General features: G+C 71.0%; 14 protein-coding genes and 1 pseudogene. 5 read left to right on the forward strand and 10 right to left on the reverse strand.

The features are described from left to right. Window positions 1-127: 127 nt before the first annotated feature. On the forward strand, window positions 128-610 hold the full coding sequence (gene rraA, locus Q2K20_RS14770) for a ribonuclease E activity regulator RraA (RefSeq protein ID WP_067714919.1): 483 nt from the start codon (window positions 128-130) through the stop codon (window positions 608-610). A gap of 64 nt (window positions 611-674) precedes the next feature. Here rraA and Q2K20_RS14775 read toward each other — a convergent pair whose 3' ends face one another. The 7 genes and pseudogenes from Q2K20_RS14775 to Q2K20_RS14805 form a co-directional block, all read right to left on the reverse strand. Next, on the reverse strand, window positions 675-1,037 hold the full coding sequence (locus tag Q2K20_RS14775; RefSeq protein WP_317176894.1) for a hypothetical protein: 363 nt from the start codon (window positions 1,035-1,037) through the stop codon (window positions 675-677). A 111-nt stretch (window positions 1,038-1,148) separates the two neighbouring features. Next, window positions 1,149-1,703, reverse strand: a complete 555-nt coding sequence (locus Q2K20_RS14780) for a hypothetical protein (protein WP_067714925.1) — start codon at window positions 1,701-1,703, stop codon at window positions 1,149-1,151. Beyond that, window positions 1,703-2,002, reverse strand: a complete 300-nt coding sequence (locus tag Q2K20_RS14785; RefSeq protein ID WP_235027950.1) for an RNA-binding S4 domain-containing protein — start codon at window positions 2,000-2,002, stop codon at window positions 1,703-1,705. The genes Q2K20_RS14780 and Q2K20_RS14785 overlap by 1 nt, the downstream gene beginning before the upstream one ends. Before the next feature lie 25 nt (window positions 2,003-2,027). Then, window positions 2,028-2,396, reverse strand: a complete 369-nt coding sequence (locus tag Q2K20_RS14790) for a hypothetical protein (protein WP_067714927.1) — start codon at window positions 2,394-2,396, stop codon at window positions 2,028-2,030. Between the two features lie 88 nt (window positions 2,397-2,484). Next, complete coding sequence (locus Q2K20_RS14795) at window positions 2,485-3,957, reverse strand: glutamate synthase subunit beta (RefSeq protein WP_067714930.1); 1,473 nt, start codon at window positions 3,955-3,957, stop codon at window positions 2,485-2,487. Then, window positions 3,950-8,551, reverse strand: a pseudogene (gltB, locus tag Q2K20_RS14800) (glutamate synthase large subunit). Before gltB ends, Q2K20_RS14795 begins: the two are co-directional and overlap by 8 nt. 263 nt (window positions 8,552-8,814) lie before the next feature. Further along, on the reverse strand, window positions 8,815-10,329 hold the full coding sequence (locus Q2K20_RS14805; RefSeq protein WP_317176895.1) for a hypothetical protein: 1,515 nt from the start codon (window positions 10,327-10,329) through the stop codon (window positions 8,815-8,817). 235 nt (window positions 10,330-10,564) lie between these two features. On the opposite strand from Q2K20_RS14805, the gene Q2K20_RS14810 reads away from it, so the two are divergent. Continuing rightward, on the forward strand, window positions 10,565-11,851 hold the full coding sequence (locus Q2K20_RS14810) for a DUF4921 family protein (protein ID WP_410494227.1): 1,287 nt from the start codon (window positions 10,565-10,567) through the stop codon (window positions 11,849-11,851). Window positions 11,852-11,900: 49 nt separating this feature from the next. Here Q2K20_RS14810 and Q2K20_RS14815 read toward each other — a convergent pair whose 3' ends face one another. After that, on the reverse strand, window positions 11,901-12,464 hold the full coding sequence (locus Q2K20_RS14815) for a hypothetical protein (protein WP_227022115.1): 564 nt from the start codon (window positions 12,462-12,464) through the stop codon (window positions 11,901-11,903). 110 nt (window positions 12,465-12,574) lie between these two features. Here Q2K20_RS14815 and Q2K20_RS14820 point away from each other — a divergent pair, with 110 nt between their 5' ends. Then, complete coding sequence (locus Q2K20_RS14820) at window positions 12,575-13,726, forward strand: DUF4185 domain-containing protein (RefSeq protein ID WP_067715122.1); 1,152 nt, start codon at window positions 12,575-12,577, stop codon at window positions 13,724-13,726. A gap of 51 nt (window positions 13,727-13,777) precedes the next feature. On the opposite strand, the gene Q2K20_RS14825 is transcribed toward Q2K20_RS14820, so the two are convergent. After that, window positions 13,778-15,295: an AAA family ATPase gene (locus tag Q2K20_RS14825; RefSeq protein ID WP_317176897.1), complete on the reverse strand. Its 1,518-nt coding sequence runs from the start codon at window positions 15,293-15,295 to the stop codon at window positions 13,778-13,780. A gap of 224 nt (window positions 15,296-15,519) precedes the next feature. On the opposite strand from Q2K20_RS14825, the gene Q2K20_RS14830 reads away from it, so the two are divergent. Next, a complete protein-coding gene (locus Q2K20_RS14830; RefSeq protein WP_317176898.1) occupies window positions 15,520-16,251 on the forward strand; it encodes a hypothetical protein in 732 nt (243 codons plus the stop codon). 107 nt (window positions 16,252-16,358) lie between these two features. Beyond that, entirely contained in the window at window positions 16,359-17,480 is a 1,122-nt protein-coding gene (locus Q2K20_RS14835) for a glycerate kinase (RefSeq protein WP_317176899.1), read from the forward strand. A gap of 25 nt (window positions 17,481-17,505) precedes the next feature. Here Q2K20_RS14835 and Q2K20_RS14840 read toward each other — a convergent pair whose 3' ends face one another. Continuing rightward, window positions 17,506-18,150, reverse strand: a complete 645-nt coding sequence (locus Q2K20_RS14840; protein WP_253002975.1) for a maleylpyruvate isomerase family mycothiol-dependent enzyme — start codon at window positions 18,148-18,150, stop codon at window positions 17,506-17,508. Between the last annotated feature and the right edge of the window lie 9 nt (window positions 18,151-18,159).

Raw genomic sequence — 18,159 nt, forward strand, 5'->3', positions numbered from 1 at the left:
CTCCTTCCGGGTTCTCGGACGATGGCGGGGCACCCTTCACCCGACATTGTCCCCCACGGCGGGCTCCCCCGCGGGAGCGCGGCCGGATAGCGTTGCCATGACCAGACCACGCCCCAGGAGGCCCCGCATGACCGACACCCCCGCCGGATTCGTCCACACCGCAGACCTCGTCGACGAGATCGGCGAGGACGTCCGCAGCTGTGACACCCAGTTCCGCGACCTCGGTGGCCGGACGGAGTTCTTCGGCCCCGTCTCGACCGTCCGGTGCTTCCAGGACAACGCGCTGCTCAAGAGTGTGCTCGGCGAGCCCGGCGAGGGCCGGGTCCTGGTGATCGACGGCGGTGGCAGCCTCCACACCGCGCTGGTGGGAGACCTCATCGCCGAGCTCGGCCGTTCCAACGGCTGGGCCGGGGTCGTGGTCAACGGCGCCATCCGAGACTCGGCGGTCGTGGGCGGCATGGACTTCGGATGCAAGGCCCTGGGCACGAACCCGCGCAAGTCCAGCAAGACCGGCGACGGCGAACGCGACGTGACCGTGAGCTTCGGCGGGGTCGACTTCGTCCCCGGTGACACGCTCTACGCCGACTCCGACGGGATCGTGGTGCGCTGACCCGACCGGGTCGTTCGTCGCACCCGCCCGAGCGCCTGCGGGGTGTGCCCGCGGGCGGGGTCGCTCAGGAGGCTCCCCCGAGGCTCGCGACCGGGATGGTGAGCACGTCGCCGATCGAGGCCTCGGGACCGTAGCTGCCCAGGGACCCAGGCGCATAGGAGCCCGTCGCGTTGGGCAGCTCCACCGACAGGATGACCGAACCGGCGTTGATGAGCCCGGTGAGCAGGTCCGTCAACGAGCCGGTCCCGAGCGACCCGTAGCCGAGGCTGCCGAGCGCCTCCCCCACGTTGGGAGCGAGGAGCACGCTGCGAATCGTTCCCATATCCGCGGACTCGTCCGGCTCGTCTGCCGCCGCCGTTCCGGCTCCGGTCAGCAGGGCGGCGGCGGCGAGTGCCGAGACGGTCGCGGCGAGGGTGGTCGTGCGCATCGGGATCCTCCGGGTCGTCGCCCCGCCCCACGGCGGGGTCTCACCCAGGAGATGGTATCGGGGGTCACACCAGTGTGGCGCGCGACGCGGCTTTCCGGCCCGCTCCGCCGATCAGGCCTCGCGGCGGATCCAGCGCAGCAGGGGCCCGAGTGAGACCCGGTCGGTGAGGTCCAGCCCACCCAACTCGAGCATGGACTCCTCCTCCGGGGTGCGCTCGGATTTGCGACGCAGCGCCGCGAGAGCGGTCTTCACGCCCAGCCGCTGCCGGAATCCCAGCTGGTCCGGGGTGACCACGCCCCGCAACTGGAAGAGCTTGAGATCGCGGAGCTGATCGCCCGAGAACTCACTCGACATGAGCTCGATCCGGGCGTCATCGGTGACCGGAGTCGGGCCCACCATGACGACGGCGACCCGGCGCCCGGCCTCGACGAGCGCCTCCCAGTTGTCGCGGATGAACGCCGAACCACCCAGCCCGCCGGCCGCCCGCATCCCGGTGACGAGGACGACCGTCCCGGCGACGACGAGTTCGGCCGGGTCCACGGCGTCGTGATGGGTGGCCCCGGTGTCGAATTCCTCGGCGAGCCAGGTGGCGTAGCGCCTGGCGCCGGGGTCATCGTCGTGCAGCACCACCGGAGCCTGGATCGTCCGCCGCGTCTCGTCCGCCATCAGGCCTCTCCCCGTCCGTCGCGCGCGACCACCCGGGCTGCGCGGCCCCCGATCTCCACCACGTCGCCGTCGACCAGGCCGCGACCGCGACGGGTGTCCACCTCGTCGTTGACGCTCACGGCGCCGGAGGCGACCGCGTCCTTGGCCTCGGCACCCGAATCGAGCAGTGATGCCAGCTTGAGGAACTGCCCGAGCGTCAGCTTGCTGCTCAGGTCGCATTCGACGTCGTCGACGGGTGGACCGGCCGGCGGGGGTGTCGCCCGGCCGGTCCGTCCTCGTCCTGCGATGTGGCGGCTCATACGCCCGAGCCTATCGGGCGCGCCGTCACGCGAGCGGACCCGTCCTCGCGGGCTGATCGCCGGGCAGGTCCCCGCGGCCGCGTCGCGTCACCAGGGCCAGCCCCGTCCCGCCGGCCACCAGTGCCGCAGCGGCCAACGCCAGCGCGATGATCTGCACGCCCGACATGCCCGAGGCGTCGTCGACCTCCTGCTCGTCCACGTCGGGGGACTCGCCCCTGGACGGCAGTGGTGGCAACTCGCTCAGCACGGGCAGGTCCGTCACCACGGCCCGGCCGCCCGGTCCCGGGAGCTGGGCGCCCGGTCCCGGCAGCTGGGCCGAGGCCACCGGCGCCCCGGCCAGGACGACCGCAGCGCAGAGCGCGGCGATCATGCTGGCGGGGCGACGGCGGACCATGGATGCCTTCCGAGACGGAGGCCGGGCGGCCTGCTATCAGAATAGACCTGATCTTAGGTTCCATTAAGGTCAGGCGCCACGGCGGATCTCAGCGCTGTGCCACGTCCGTCGGTCGGACCGGCTCCGGCAGCGCCGTCTCCCCCATGAGAAAGCGATCCACCGAGGCGGCGGCGGCGCGCCCCTCCGCGATGGCCCACACGATGAGCGACTGCCCGCGGCCCATGTCGCCGGCCACGAACACGCCGTCGACATTGGTCGCGTAGGTGCCGTCACGGTCCACGTTTCCGCGGTCGGTGAAGTCCACCCCCAGGTCGGAACAGAGTCCGGCCTTCTGGGCACCCGTGAAGCCCATCGCCAGCAGCACCAGGTCCGCCGGGTACTCGAAGTCCGTACCGGGAACGGGCTCGAAGCGCCCGTCCACCATCCTCACCTCGGAACCCTTGAGGGCGGTGACGTGCCCGTTCTCCCCCACGAACTCGGCGGTGGACACGCCGTAGACGCGCTCACCGTTCTCCTCGTGGGCGGAGGCCGTGCGGAACATCAGCGGGTACATCGGCCACGGGGTCGAGGCCGCACGCGTCGCCGGCGGGCGGGGCATGATCTCGAAACTCTTGACCGACCTGGCCCCCTGACGGGTCGCCGTGCCGAGGCAGTCCGCGCCGGTGTCGCCGCCACCGATGATGATGACGTGCTTGTCCCGCGCGTGGATGGCGGGCAACCCGTCGGCATCCACCACCGGGTCGCCGACCGCGGCCTTGTTGGCCAGGGGCAGGTAGTCCATGGCCTGATGGATGCCCTCCAGCTCACGGCCGGGCACGGGCAGGTCCCGCCTCATGGTGGCGCCGCCGCTCAGCACCACCGCGTCGAACTGCTCCCGCAGCTGCGACGCCGTGATGTCCTCGCCGACGTTGACCCCGGAACGGAAGACCGTTCCCTCGGCCTCCATCTGCGCGAGACGCCGGTCGAGGACCGCCTTCTCCATTTTGAACTCGGGGATCCCGTAGCGCATGAGTCCACCGATGCGGTCATCACGCTCGAACACCGTGACGGAGTGTCCGGCGCGCGTGAGCTGCTGCGCGGCGGCCAGACCCGCCGGGCCCGAACCCACGACCGCGACGGTCTGCCCCGTACGGAACGACGGGATCACCGGTGCCATGCCGCCGTCGGCCCACGCGGCCTCGGCGATCTCCACCTCGATCTGCTTGATCGTCACGGGCGGCTGGTTGATCCCCAGGACGCAGGAGCCCTCACACGGCGCGGGGCAGAGCCGGCCGGTGAACTCAGGGAAGTTGTTGGTCGCGTGCAGACGGTCGACCGCCGCGTCCCACTTCCCGCGGTGCACCAGGTCATTCCACTCGGGAATGATGTTGCCCAGCGGACACCCCTGGTGGCAGAACGGCACACCGCAGCTCATGCAGCGGGAGGCCTGGGTCTTCAGGTGATCCTCCGGGAGGGTCGTCGACTCGTAGACCTCCTTCCAGTCCATGATGCGCAGGTCGACGGGGCGGCGTTCGGGCAGCTCCCGCTCTGTGTGCTTGAGAAAGCCCTTCGGGTCAGCCATTTGCGGCCTCCATGATCGCCTCGTCCACGTTGCGTCCGTCCTTCTCCGCCTGCTCGATGGCCAGCAGCACGCGCTTGTAGTCGCGCGGCATGACCTTGGCGAAATGATTCACGTTCTGGGCCCAACCACCGAGGATCTCCCGGCCCCGGGCCGAATCGGTCTCCTCCACGTGCCGCTCCACGATGCCGCGGAGGAATTCCACGTCCTCGCTGGTCAGCTCGTCGGTGTCGACGAGCTCCACGTTGAGGTTCTCGGGCAGGACGCCCTGCGGGTCGTAGAAGTAGGCGACGCCACCGGACATGCCGGCCGCGACGTTGCGTCCCGTCTCCCCCAGCACGACGACGCGTCCACCCGTCATGTACTCACAGGCGTGGTCGCCCACGCCCTCCACCACCGCGGTGACGCCCGAGTTGCGCACGCAGAAGCGCTCGCCCACGATGCCGCGGAGGAATACCTCGCCGGCGGTGGCGCCGTAGCAGATCACGTTGCCGGCGATGATGTTGTTCTCGGCCGCGAAATCGGGGGCGGCGTCCTCCGCCGGGCGGACGACGATGCGTCCCCCGGACAGTCCCTTGCCCACGTAGTCGTTGGCGTCACCGAACACCCGCACGGTCACGCCGGAGGCGAGGAACGCCCCGAGCGAGTTGCCGGCGGACCCCGTGAAGCTCAGGTCGATCGATCCCTCCGGGAGCCCGGCACCACCGTGCGCCTTGGAGATCTCGTGGCTGAGCATGGTGCCCACCGAGCGGTTCACGTTGCAGATCGGGTAGCTGCCCGCGAACGGCCCCGTCGCGGGATCAGCGATCACGGAGCGGCTGTCCTCGATGAGCCGGCGGTCGATGACGCCCTCGAGCTTGTGGTCCTGCGACTTGGTGTTCCGCAGGTCCTGGTGCATGAACGGGGACTCCGCCTGGGCGAAGATCGGCGCCAGGTCGAGCTTGGCGACCCGCTTGTTGTGGGCGAACGCCCGCGACTTGTCGAGGCATTCGGAGTGTCCGATCGCCTCGTCCAGCGAACGGAACCCGAGCTCGGCGAGGTACTCGCGCACCTCCTCGGCGATGAACTCCATGAAGTTCACCACGTACTCGGCCTTGCCGTTGAACCGCTCGCGCAGGATCGGGTTCTGGGTGGCGACACCGACGGGGCAGGTGTCGAGATGGCACACGCGCATCATCACGCAGCCGGCCACGACGAGCGGAGCCGTCGCGAATCCGAACTCCTCGCCGCCGAGCAGCGCCGCGACGATGACGTCGCGCCCGGTCTTGAGCTGCCCGTCGACCTAGACGACGATCCGATCCCGCAGGCCGTTGACCAGCAGGGTCTGCTGGGTCTCGGCGAGACCCAGCTCCCACGGGCCGCCCGCATGCTTGAGCGAGGTCAGCGGAGACGCGCCGGTGCCACCGTCGTGGCCGGAGATGAGCACCACGTCGGCGTGCGTCTTGGACACACCCGTCGCGACGGTGCCCACACCCTGCTCGGCCACGAGCTTGACGTGGATCCGGGCCTCGGGGTTGGCGTTCTTCAGATCGTAGATGAGCTGCGCCAGGTCCTCGATCGAGTAGATGTCGTGGTGCGGCGGCGGCGAGATCAGCCCGACGCCCGGGGTCGAGCCACGAACCTCGGCGACCCACGGGTAGACCTTCCCCGGCGGGAGCTGGCCGCCCTCGCCCGGCTTGGCGCCCTGGGCCATCTTGATCTGGATATCGGTGCAGTTGGCCAGGTAGTTGCTGGTCACACCGAACCGTCCTGAGGCCACCTGCTTGATGGCCGACCGGCGCCAGTCACCGTTGGGGTCGGGGCTGAAGCGGTCGATCGACTCGCCGCCCTCGCCCGAGTTGGACCGGGCGTGGAGACGGTTCATGGCGATCGCCAGCGTCTCGTGGGCCTCGGCCGAGATGGAGCCGTAGCTCATCGCGCCCGTGGAGAACCGCTTGACGATCTCCGAGACGGGCTCGACCTCCTCGATCGGCACCGGGGGACGGGTCCCCTTCAGCTCGAACAGGCCGCGGAGGGTGGCCAGACGTTCCGACTGGTCGTCGACGAGCTGGGTGTACTCCTTGAAGATCTCGTAGCGACCGGAGCGCGTGGAGTGCTGGAGCTTGAACACCGTGTCCGGGTTGAACAGGTGGTACTCGCCTTCCCGGCGCCACTGGTACTCCCCGCCGATCTCGAGCTCGCGGTGCGCGGCCTCCTCCGGCCGCGGCAGGAACGCGAAGCGGTGGCGACGGGCCACGTCCTCGGCGATCTCGTCGAGCCCGATGCCGTCGATGGGGCTGATCGAGCCGGTGAAGTACTCGTCGCACAACTCCTGCGAGAGCCCCGTGATGTCGAAGAGCTGCGCACCCGTGTACGAGGCCAGGGTCGAGATGCCCATCTTGGACATCACCTTGAGCACGCCCTTCGCGGCGGCCTTGCGGTAATTGGCGCAGGCCGCGGGGGTGTCCACCCCGGTGAGGTGACCGGTCTTGACGAGCTCGTCGATGGACTCGAACGCCATGTACGGGTTGATCGCCTCGGCGCCGTACCCAAAGAGGACCGCCATGTGGTGGACCTCGCGGGCGTCTCCGGATTCGACCACGAGGCTGACCCGGGTACGGGTCTTCTCGCGGACGAGGTGGTGGTGCACGGCCGAGGTGAGGAGCAGCGACGGAATCGGCGCGTTGCGCTCATCCGACTCACGATCCGACAGCACGATGATCGTGGCACCATCCTCGATGGCGTGGGAGATCTCGCGACGGATCCGTTCCAGGGCGATGCGCAGGCCGCGGCCGCCGTGAGCGACGTTGTACAGGCCGCGGACGACCACCGATCGCAGACCGGGACGGGTCTCGCCGGCCGCCATCAGCGTCGACAGCTCGTCGTTGCCGAGGATCGGGTTGTCCAGGCGGATCTGGCGGCACGACTCCGGGCCCGGGTGGATGAGATCGCCCTCGGGGCCGAGCGTCACACCGTAGCTGGTGACGAGCTCCTCGCGGATCGCGTCCAGCGGCGGGTTGGTGACCTGGGCGAAGCGCTGCGCGAAGTAGTCGAACAGCATCCGTGAGCGCTCCGACAGGACCGGCAGCGGCGTGTCGGTGCCCATCGATCCGATCGCCTCCGCACCCGCCCCGGCCATCGGCGAGACGAGGATCCGGAGCTCCTCCTCGGTGAATCCGAAGATCCGCTGCCTCAGCACGACACGCTCGTGCGGCATGTACGGGTGGTCGACCTGCGGGAGATCCCCGAGTCGGACCATGCCCTCGTCGAGCCACTGCTGGTACGGGTGCTCGGCGGCCAGCTCGGTCTTGATCTCCTCGTCGTCGATGATCCGCCCCTGGGCGGTATCGACCAGAAACATCCGGCCCGGGCGCAGGCGGGTCTTGGTGACGACCTTGTCCTGGGGGATGTCGAGGACGCCGACCTCGGAGGCCATGACGACGAGCCCGTCGTCGGTGACCCAGATCCGGGACGGGCGCAGACCGTTGCGGTCGAGCACGGCGCCGATCACGGTGCCGTCGGTGAACGTGATCGACGCCGGTCCGTCCCATGCCTCCATGAGGGAGGCGTGGTACTCGTAGAACGTCCGCTTGGCCGGGTCCATCGTCTCGTGGCGCTCCCACGCCTCGGGGACCATCATCAGCACGGCGTGGGGCAGGGTGCGCCCTGCCAGCGTCAACAGTTCCAGCGCCTCGTCGAAGCGCGCGGTGTCGGAGCCGCCCGGGGTGCAGATGGGCAGTGCCGCCGACAGGTCCTCGATGTGCTCGCTGGACATGAGTGACTCGCGGGCCCGCATCCAGTTCTCGTTACCGCGGGCGGTGTTGATCTCACCGTTGTGGGCGACGTAGCGGAAGGGGTGGGCCAGCGGCCATGCCGGGAACGTGTTGGTGGAGAAGCGGGAGTGGACGATGCCCAGGGCGGACTCCACACGCTCGTCCTGGAGATCCAGGTAGAACTCCGGGAGCTGCTTCTCGGTGAGCATGCCCTTGTAGACGAAGGTGCGAGGGCTCAGGGACGGGAAGTACACGGTCTCCGAGCCGAGGTCACCCTTGCCCGGCCCCTTGGAGCCCAGCTCGTGCTCGCAGCGCTTGCGCACGACGAAGCACTTGCGCTCGAGGTCCAGCTCGGTGAGCAGCGCCCCTCCGGGGCCGGCGGCCTTGACGAAGATCTGGTGGATGCTGGGCTGCGCGTCGCGTGAGATCGCGCCGACCGTGGAGTCGTCGACCGGTACCTCACGCCACCCGATCACGGACACGCCCTGTTCGGCGGCGATCCGCTCCACCATCCGCATGGCGTCCATCGCGAGCATGCGGGACTGGGGGAGAAAACAAAGGCCGGTGGCATATGCACCGGCCTCAGGCAGTTCTACGTTCTGCTCCTCACGCATCACTTCGCGGAGGAACAAGTCCGGTACCTGGATCAACAAGCCCGTGCCGTCACCGGTGTTGGCCTCGGCGCCAACGGCGCCGCGGTGCTCGAGGTTCACCAGTGCGGCGATCGCCTTCTCGACGATGTCCCGGGACTTGCGTCCGTACATATCCACAACGAACGCGACGCCACACGAGTCGTGTTCGTATTCAGGGCGGTACAGGCTCTTGGGGCCGGGAGTCGTCATCATGTATTCGCCTTCGCTTGTCGACGGGCGGACTCCGTGGTGTCTGGAGCACCCGTACTCAGAGGACCGAAGTGCTCTGGCTCGGAAATAATATGGGCAGAAGGGGCACAGCACACAAATCGGGAAAGTCAAACTGTGGCCCCTGACATGGGAAGCTGAGTCCACCTTGTGAGATTTCTCTCAGGGTACGCGCCTCACGCCCTCCCGAGATGGCGGAAGGCCCGCCCCGGGCGAATGCTCCCGGGGCGGGCCTTCTCTCAGATAACTCACCGAATGAACGGCATTGGTGGCAACGTGACACCGTCCGGCAGCGCCACTTCGTAGTCACCCAGCGAGCCGGTCATCACGATGGCGGCATTGACGCCCACCGCGGCGCCTCCGACTCCGGCGACACCCGGTTCGCCTCCACGCCCGTTGGGCGTCGAGGGCCCGGGCGCAACCGGCGGCGCGGCGACCGCCGGCGCTGCCGCGACCGGAGCGGGGAGGCCCGGCAGCGGCGGAAGCGCGATCCCCATGTCCGCGCCCACCTGCAGGATCATCGGTGCAGCAGCCACGGAACCGCCGATGAGCGCGACAGGCAGCAGCAGCGGCAGTGACCCCGCAGCCGATCCTGCGGACCCGAGTGGGGCCAGCGACGCCGTGAGGGACCCGAGGGGAGCGAGGGAGCCGGTGGCCGATCCCGGTTCGAGAGATCCCATCGGCAGGGAGCCCTCAGACGAGCCTTCCTCCAGCGACCCTTCATCGGACCCGGCCGACAACGGTGCGAGGGAACCCCCGTCGAGGGAGCCCTCCAACGACCCGTCGAGCGAACCCTCCCCCGTCCCGTTGCCCGAACCGGCATCAGAACCGGACGACAACGGCGCCAGGGACCCCTCCACCGACCCGTCCTCCGAACCCATGTCATCCGACCCGCCACCGGAACCCGCCGACAACGGCCCCAGCGATCCTCCCACCGATGCGAGAGGCAGGGAGCCCAGAGCAAGGGACCCGGGCGCGAGTGAACCGAGGTCGACCGACCCCTCCCCGGGCTCGTTGTCCGACCCGCCCTCAGAACCGGCCGACAACGGCGCGAGCGAACCCGCATCCAGCGACCCCTCCAACGACCCGTCATCCGATCCCAGATCCTCCGACCCGCCCTCAGAACCGGCTGACAGCGGCGCCAGCGAGCCATCACCCGCCTCGGAACCGGACGATCCGAGCGCCAGGAGCAGAGTCACGGCCACGAGCGATCCGCCCTCGGCGGAACCGGGGTCCAACGACCCGTCGTCCGAGCCGGCATCCGAGCCCGCCGACAACGGCGCCAGGGAACCCGCATCCAGGGACCCCTCCTCCAGCGACCCTTCGTCAGAGCCCACGTCATCCGACCCGGCATCGGACCCCGCGGACAACGGCTGCAGCGAGGCTGGGTCCAGGGAGCCGGGGTCCAGCGAACCGGGGTCGAGCGATCCCGGGTTGAGCGATCCGGTGTCCGGGGACGACCCCGACGGCACGGATCCGGGGTCCACCGAACCGGGCCCCGAAAGATCATCCGAGCCGGTATCGGAACCGGCGGACAGCGGTTCCAGCGAGCCGGGATCCAGCGAGCCGCTCGGTATGCCTCCGTCGAGCGATCCGCCATCCCCCGACCCGGCTGAACCGAGCAGCAGTTCGAGGTTCAGACCGAGCTCGCCGTTGAGCGACCCGGTCTGGGCACCTGCGATCGCCGGCGAACCGGCGGCAGCGAGCAGCGCTGCGCTGGTGAGCGCCGCCGCCCTCAGATGTCGTGCGCGTGTCGAAGACATAGTCGATCCGTCTCTCGGTGTCCCTTGCTTCTGCCGGAGGCTGCAGCGGATCGCTGGCACCGATCCCCTTACCTGACCTAAACATCGCGAAAAGTCAGAATACTGTTACCTAGATCACATTACTACCGGTGAAACGACATATATTTGACCTCGTCAGCGGCCCGTGTCCACCTACGCTCAATGGGTGACCACTGCGCCCCACACCCTGTCGTCCCCGGTCCCGCCGCTTCGCCGCATGGCGGACGGCACGGTCAAGCAGACCAATCCGTTCACCGGCACCGAGGTGTGGACCGTGCCCGGTCGGGCGCACCGGCCCATCGACCACTCCCCCGGGCGGGTCACCGCGGTGGACCCGTCCGCCGCGGAGGCGCACTGCCCGTTCTGTGTGACCCGGCTGCGCGAGACCACCCCGGAGAAGGCGCGCGTAATCCGCGACGGCGACACCTGGCGGGTGCTCGAGGAGGTGTCCGCCGACGAGCTCGATGCCACGACCCCGGAGTTCCGGCTGTTCGGCAATCTCTTCGAGATCGTCTCTCTGGACTACTGGAAGGCCGTGCACGGTTACCGCATCCCGGCCCGCGCGGCCGCCCACCAGTCCGCGTATCTCGCGACCCCGTCCGGCGCCGAGCACGTCCGCGCGCTGGTCCGCGCCCGCATCGCCGCAGCGCAGGGCGACTCGTCGGCCCTGGATGCCATGGGCCCGGCCGAACTGGCCGCGCACTCGGAGAGCTTCTTCGGCGGCTGTCACGACGTGGTGGTGGCACGCCGTCATCTCACCGACGGCGCCACCGCCAGCGACCGCCACGCCGCGTCGGGCGACCTGACCCCCGCCGAGCACGAGCAGTTCACCGCCTTCACGGTCCGCGCGATGCGAGGCCTGTACCGCGACAACGCACACGCGCGGTACGTGTCGGTGTTCCAGAACTGGCTCGCGCCCGCGGGCGCCTCGTTCGCGCACCTGCACAAACAGCTGGTGGCGATCGACGAGATCCCCGCCAAGACCGCCCGCGAGGCGGCCGCGCTGGGCGGCGACCCCGACCTCTACAACCGGCTCGGTGTGGACCACGCCGCGGCCGAGGGGTTGGTGCTGGCGGAAAACGAGCACGCGGTCGCGGTGGTGGGCGTGGGGCACCGCTACCCCGCGCTGGTGGTCTACTCGCGGTCGGCGGCGAGCGCGCCGTGGGAGCATTCGGCGGCCGAGCTGCGCGGCGTCTCGGATCTGCTGCACGCCTGCCACGCGGCGACGGGTCGGCTGGTGCCGTGTAACGAGGAGTGGCACACCCGCCCGCTTGAACGGGGTGTCGCGGCCATGCCGTGGCGGATCGTGCTGAAGTGGCGCATCTCGACACCCGCCGGTTTCGAGGGCGCGACCGGCGTCTACGTCAACACGATCGACCCGTGGGGCTTGCGTGACCGGGTGGTACCGCGCCTGGCAGAGCTCCGCGCGCAGGGCCGGATCGCCCACATGGCGGTGGGCACCGAGTGCGGGGACGTGCGGGGGGCACTTCGGTACGGGCGGTGAGGACGACGACGACGAGGTGGTGGCCACGCCCGGCCGGCGGGAGGGCGGGTCAGTGGCCGCGGACGCCGAGGCCGCGGACGCGGCCGGAGGCGCGTGAGACGACACGCGTGTGGATGACGCCCCGCGCGGGGGCGGCGGTGGCCTCACGGATGCCCGGGACGGAGGCCGGGATCACCACCGGCGCGGCGAGACCCGCGTCGAGCAGCATCGCGGTGGGCGTCTCCTCCGAGCCGCCGTTGATGCTGCAACACAGTTGATAGGCGTCCTCGTCCCGCCAGATATTGACCCAGTGGACGTCGAGTCCCTCACGGGCGGCCCGGCGACGCAGCGCCGACGAATAAGGGCACCCCGGCCTCCACAGCACCACCACGGCGCGACCCGCGTCGGCGACGGACCGCACGGTCTGGAGTGGCTCGTGACCGGAGGCGCGCAGCGGGGAGTTCCACAGGGCCAGCACCAGTGCCGCGACGAGCACCACGGCCGCCAACGGCGCGCCGTGTCCGAACCCGATGAGCGTCCACGCCGTGGCACACCCGAGCGCCAGAACGGCTGCGGGGCCGAGCCAGTGGCCGGGGACGAGCTCCCGCCCGGCCCGTGCGAAGGGATGGGTCACGCCGATGACCATACGCCCCGCGGTTCGGGGCGTGGGGCCCGCTTCGCCAGAATTGTGACCTGACAACGAGTCTGGTGCCGCCCGACCGGTTGCGCGGTAGCGTCGGCCCCATGACGGATCCGCCGCCGCCCACTGCGTCCCGCACATCGGCCACCCGCAAGGTCCGGGACCTCACCGGACCCGGGATCACCACGGCCTTCGGGATGGAGGGGACGGATCTGGGAATCCTGACCCGAACCCCGTCCGGGCGCCTGCTCGCGGTGTTCGGCGACACCTTCGCCGGCGCCGGGATGGGTGCCCCCCATGTGGGGCGTCCGCACCCGGGCATCGAGCAGTGTGCCCCCACCACGGACGAGCGCCCCGGTCCCGGAAATCCGGATTGGCGCTCCCCGGTCGGGTTGTTCTCCGACACCGCCGACCCGTCCCGGGGTCTCGAGTGGGCGGACGCCGCCGGCCCGGGCCCGCGGGACTACGCCGCCCAACTGATCGACTATGTGCACGGCCGCGGCTGCTCGACCGTCCTCCCGAGCGACGTGCTCACCATCGGCGACACCATGTACCTGCACGTCATGGTCAACCACGGCCTGGGCACGGTCACCCGCACCCGGATCCACCGGTCGACCGACGACGGCCGGACCTGGGAGCCCACCGGGGCCGAGTTCTCGCCTCTCCTGGAGGGCGGCCATCGCCAATTGTGGACGTGGGAGCTCGGCGGGGACGGGTTCGTCTACGTCCTGTCCACCGGGTTCCAACGTGACAAGGGCGTCATCCTCATGCGGGTGCGTGAGGAGCACCTCGCGGATCCCGACCTCCGCAGGTGGCAGACCTGGGGCTTCCGGAAGGGCGCCTGGAACTGGGGCAATCCCACGACCATCGTGCTGCCCGGCCGGATCGGCGAGATGTACCTGCGTCGGTGCGAGGACTTCTGGACCCTGACCTACTTCGATGCCGGGCACTACCGCATCGACTGTCTGACGTTCCCGCACATCGGGGCCGACCTGCTCGACCGCTCGATCACCACGCACACCACGCTCCTGCGCGGCAGTGCGTGGGGCGACGAGTCGGACGGCTCCGACCCCGGGTCCGGGCCCGCGCGGGTCGCCCAGCTCTACTGCGGCTGCCCGGTGCCGGGATCCACGCCGGAGGAGTGGCACTTCGTGGTGAGCCAGTGGAACACCCACGACTCGGCCGCCGGGCCCGCCGGGTGGCCGTACCGGTCCATGCAGTTCGTCGGCTCGATCCCGCGCCCGCCGCGCGGCTGAACCAGGATCGCGGCTCAACCCGGGGCCCGGTGGACCAGGGGCCCTGACGGCTCACGCCCAGGGCAGCGGCCCCAACTCGCGTTCGGCCCACCGGTGCACGGCGGCGCGGTCGCGCGCGTCGAGCCCGGCGGTGTCCACCTCGATCGCGTCCGGCCACGGCGGCGTCGCCACCAGCTGGGAGTCCAGGACCTCCACCGTGGCCTCGGACGGGTCGGCGCCCGCGGCCGCCCGCGCGGTGATCCGCCGCACCAGCTCGTCGCGGGGCGCGGTGCACGCGATCTCCACCAGCTCGGCGTGCGCGTCCGCGGCCACGGTCTCGGCCTCCGCGCGGCGCCGTGGCTCCAGCCAGGTGGCGTCCAGCACCACGGTTCGCCCCTGCGCGAGCAGCCCGGCGGCGCGGGCGAGCATCTCCGTGTAGACCGCGTCGATCGCCGCGTCCGAATACCGGTCGGCGGCGGCGGCGCCGGCGATCTCCCCGCGGACCACGTCGGAACGCAGCAGGTCCGCCGACAGCGCCTCGGCCAGCGGCGCGGCCAGCGTGGACTTACCGGACCCGGACACCCCGCCCACCAGCACCAGACGGACGCGGCCCCGCAGCAGCGAGTCGACCGCCCGGTCCGCCAACACCAGCGCCCGGCGGGCCTCGCCGCCGGCGGCCCCGTCGTCGGCCTGCTCGGCGCGGATGGCGGTCACCTTGGAGCGGACCAGGGCACGGTAGGCGATGTAGTGGTGGACCAGCGAGGGCGGCGCGTCATCGCCGGAGAAGTCGCGGTAGGCCTCGAGGAGGACGACTGCGAGGTCCCGCGCCCCCGCGGCGTCGAGATCCATCGCCAGGAATGCGATGTCCAGCATCGCGTCGCCGAACCGGAGCCGGTCGTCGAACTCGAGGCAGTCGATCACCCGCGGTCCGTCGTCGGTGAGGTAGACGTCGGCGGCGAGGAGGTCCCCGTGGCCGTCGACGACCCGGCCGGCCGCCACGCGGGACCGCAGCAGCGGGGCCCGCCCCCGCAGGTAGCCCGACGCCAGGGCCGCGATGTCGTCGACGATCTCCGGGGCGTCCCTACCCACGTCGAGTCCGCGCAGGTGGTCGAGGGACTCCGCCCACAACCGCGCCACCGCGGCGGGGGAGCCCGCGGCGTCGATCTCCTCCGAGCGGGGGCTGGCGGTGTGGAGGTGGTCGATCTGCCGGGCCACCTCGCGGATGCCGGCCACGATGTCCGGATCGCCGTCCCCGGTCGAGCCCTCCTGCCGCGACCGCACCAGCGCGGCGAGGCTCCGGTGCGCGGGGAGGCGACGCATCCGCACGACGTGATCGATCACCTCGCCGTCGGGGCCCCTCACCTCCAGCACGCCGGTGTAGACGTCCGGGGCCAGTCGACTGTTGAGCTCGACCTCACGGCGGCTCTGCTCCGCCCGCGCCTCGACGGTGGTGTTGTCGAGGAAGCCGAGATCCAGTGGCTTGCGCACTTTGTGAGCCTGGTCACCCCAGAGGATGATGAGCGCACTGTGGGTCTCCACGAGGCCCGGAGGGCCCGGCGTCGCGGGATCTGATGCTCCGGACACGGTCATGGACCCAGCCTAGGCAGGCACGACGCCGCCCGTGGCGCCTCCGACGGACCCGCCCGACCCCCCGGGGACACGCGAGTGACCGGAGTGTTACATCAACGCGCCCTCACGATTCGGACCCCTTGCGCTCTCGCAGGCCGCTTGTAGGGTCGCTGACGCACCTCGCTTCCGACCGGGGTGCCCGCGATGAGAGACATCGGGGTCGATGTAGATCGGAGACGTGCTCTATGACGAACACTCATCGGAAGACCACCAACCGCACCACCGCGAAGATCGCCGCCGTCGGCGCGTTCGGACTCGGTGCCGCCATCGCGTTCCCCGGCCTGGCCGCCGCGCAGACCGAGGCCCCCACCGACCCCACCGCCAGCCTCGAGGACCTCGCAGGTGACACCGGCAGCCTCGCCGAGCTCGCGGGCGACGGTGGCAGCCTCGAGGGCGCCCTGGGCACCGACCTCAACCTCGACCTGGGCAGCCTGGCGTTCAACCTCAACCTCGATGCCGAGACCCCCAACCCGGGCTCCGTCGAGCTGGGTAGCCTCGGCGTCTCGCCGAACACCGGCAGCGCGCTGATCGACGGCAACTCCGGTTCCGCCGAGGACGAGACCGAGACCGCGACCGGGTCGGCCACCGGCTCCGCCGACGAGGATGCGACCGACGCCGACGCCGACAGCGGCTCGCTGGGCAGCAGCGACGAGACCACCGATGACACCGACGGCGTCACGACCGCCGCGGTGACCGAGGAGGCCCCGGCCACCAGCGGTTCGCTCGGCTCGGGTGACGAGACCACCGATGAGCCCCCCGTCGATGAGACCGCCGCCGAGACCGAGTCGCTGAGCGGGTCGCTCGCCGGCCTGAGCTCCGGCGCCGAGGACGACACCACCACCGGCGCCACCGTCGACGTCGACGCCGACGCCGAGGTCGAGGCCGACGCCGGGCTGAACTTCGGCTCGCTGGGCTGATAACCCCCGCGTCGACGACGCGCCTTCCCGGCCCGGGATCGTGCCCCTCCCCCTCACGATCCCGGGCCGTCGTGTGTCCGCCGACACTCATGGGGGATGATGCAGGTGTGACGATCGTCGTGGCCTGCGGGGCCTTCAAGGGCTCCCTCACCGCTGTCGAGGCGTGCCACCACGCGGCCGAGGGCGCCCGTCGGGCGCACCCCGACACCGATGTGCTGGAACGCCCGGTCGCCGACGGTGGGGGCGGCAGTCTCGAGGTGATGGTCGCCGGCGGCGCCCGGACCGTGCCCGTCACGGCAGCGGGGCCCACCGGCGAGCCGGTCGAGACCTCGTTCGCCGCCATCGACCCCGACACCGCGTTCGTGGAGATGGCGGACGCCTGCGGCCTGCTGCGACTGCCCGGCGGCGAGGCCCGCCCCCTGGAGGCGTCCAGCCGCGGGGTCGGCGAGGTGATGCTGGCCGCGCTGCGATCCGGCCGCGGCAACATCCACCTGGGCATCGGCGGCAGCGCGTCCACCGACGGCGGCGCCGGGATGCTCGCCGCTCTCGGTGCGCGTTTCCTGGACTCCTCCGGCACGGAGCTGCCCGACGGCGGCGGCGCGCTGGTCAACCTCGACCGGATCGACCTCGACGGCCTCGACCCGGCCGTCCGCGCCGCCCGCATCCTCGTCGCCTGCGACGTGGACAACCCGCTGCTCGGTCCGCTGGGCGCGGCCCGCGTCTACGGCCCGCAGAAGGGCGCGATCCCGGACCAACTCGACGAGCTCGAGGCCGGCCTGACCCGCCTGGTGCGGGTCCTGCGCGCGCAGGGACTCGACGTCGACCCGGATGCGCCCGGCTCCGGCGCGGCCGGCGGGGTCGGCTTCATCGCCCGTGAGCTGCTCGGCGCCTCCCTCGACCCGGGGTTCGAGGTGCTCGGCACCCTCACCGGTCTCGAGGACGTCCTGTCCGCCGCCGACCTGGTGATCACGGGCGAGGGCCGACTCGACGACCAGACCATGCACGGCAAGACCCCGATGGGAGTGGCGGCCCTGTGCCGGTCCCACGCCGTCCCGGTGGTCGCGGTGTGTGGCCGCCTGGATCTGGGGGCCGACCGGGTCGCCGAGGCCGGGTTCGCGGCGGCGGCCGCACTCACCGAACGGGAACCCGACCTGGCCCGTTCCATCGCCAACGCGGGCCCGCTGCTCGAGGAGGTCGCCGCCGAGGTCGTCTCCCGCATCCTGCCCTGAGGCGGCGTTGTCACCAGCGGTGCGGTCAGCCGATACGCCGGCGCAGTTCGTCCACTCCCCCGCCGGACAGCTCGTCGAGGAACACCGGCCGGCCCGCCATGGCCATCACCAGCGCCAGCGTCGGCCCCTCCACCTCCGGACCTGCGCCGGCCTCGAACGGCCCGTCGGTCGCCCGTAGGCGCAGTCCCTTCACGAGCCTCGCACTGTTCACCGCGAAGTCCTGCGACGCATAGAACCGCGCGACCCCGGTCAGGGGATCGACGGGGTAGGCGCGGGTCAGGCCGAGGGGCCGGCGGATGTCCTCCGCGTGCACGATCGTCTCGCCGAGCCACGCCGCGGGGTCCCCGAAGGGTGACACGCGGAGCGACGACGAGTCGACGAAGTTCTCCAGCGTCCCGCCGGGGCTGTCGCGGAGCTGCTCCCGCATCCTCCGCCGGTTGTGCTTGTCGGTGTCGAACCCCGCACCCACGATGCTGCGGACCCACCGGACCCGGCCCGTCCGGGCGACCGCCGTCAGATGGGCGAGGACCTCCTCCACGCTCCACCGGGTGCACAGCGACCCGGTGCGCCACTCCGCGTCGCGCAATGCCCCCAGCTCGTCGGCCAGGGCCGCGCGTTCCACGTGGATCGCCGCCCACAGTCGGTCCCGGTCGGCACGGGTGCGGCCCATGAGAACTCC

It is taken from the genome of Dietzia sp. IN118 (assembly GCF_032905965.1).
GTDB classification, from domain to species: Bacteria; Actinomycetota; Actinomycetes; order Mycobacteriales; family Mycobacteriaceae; genus Dietzia; species Dietzia kunjamensis.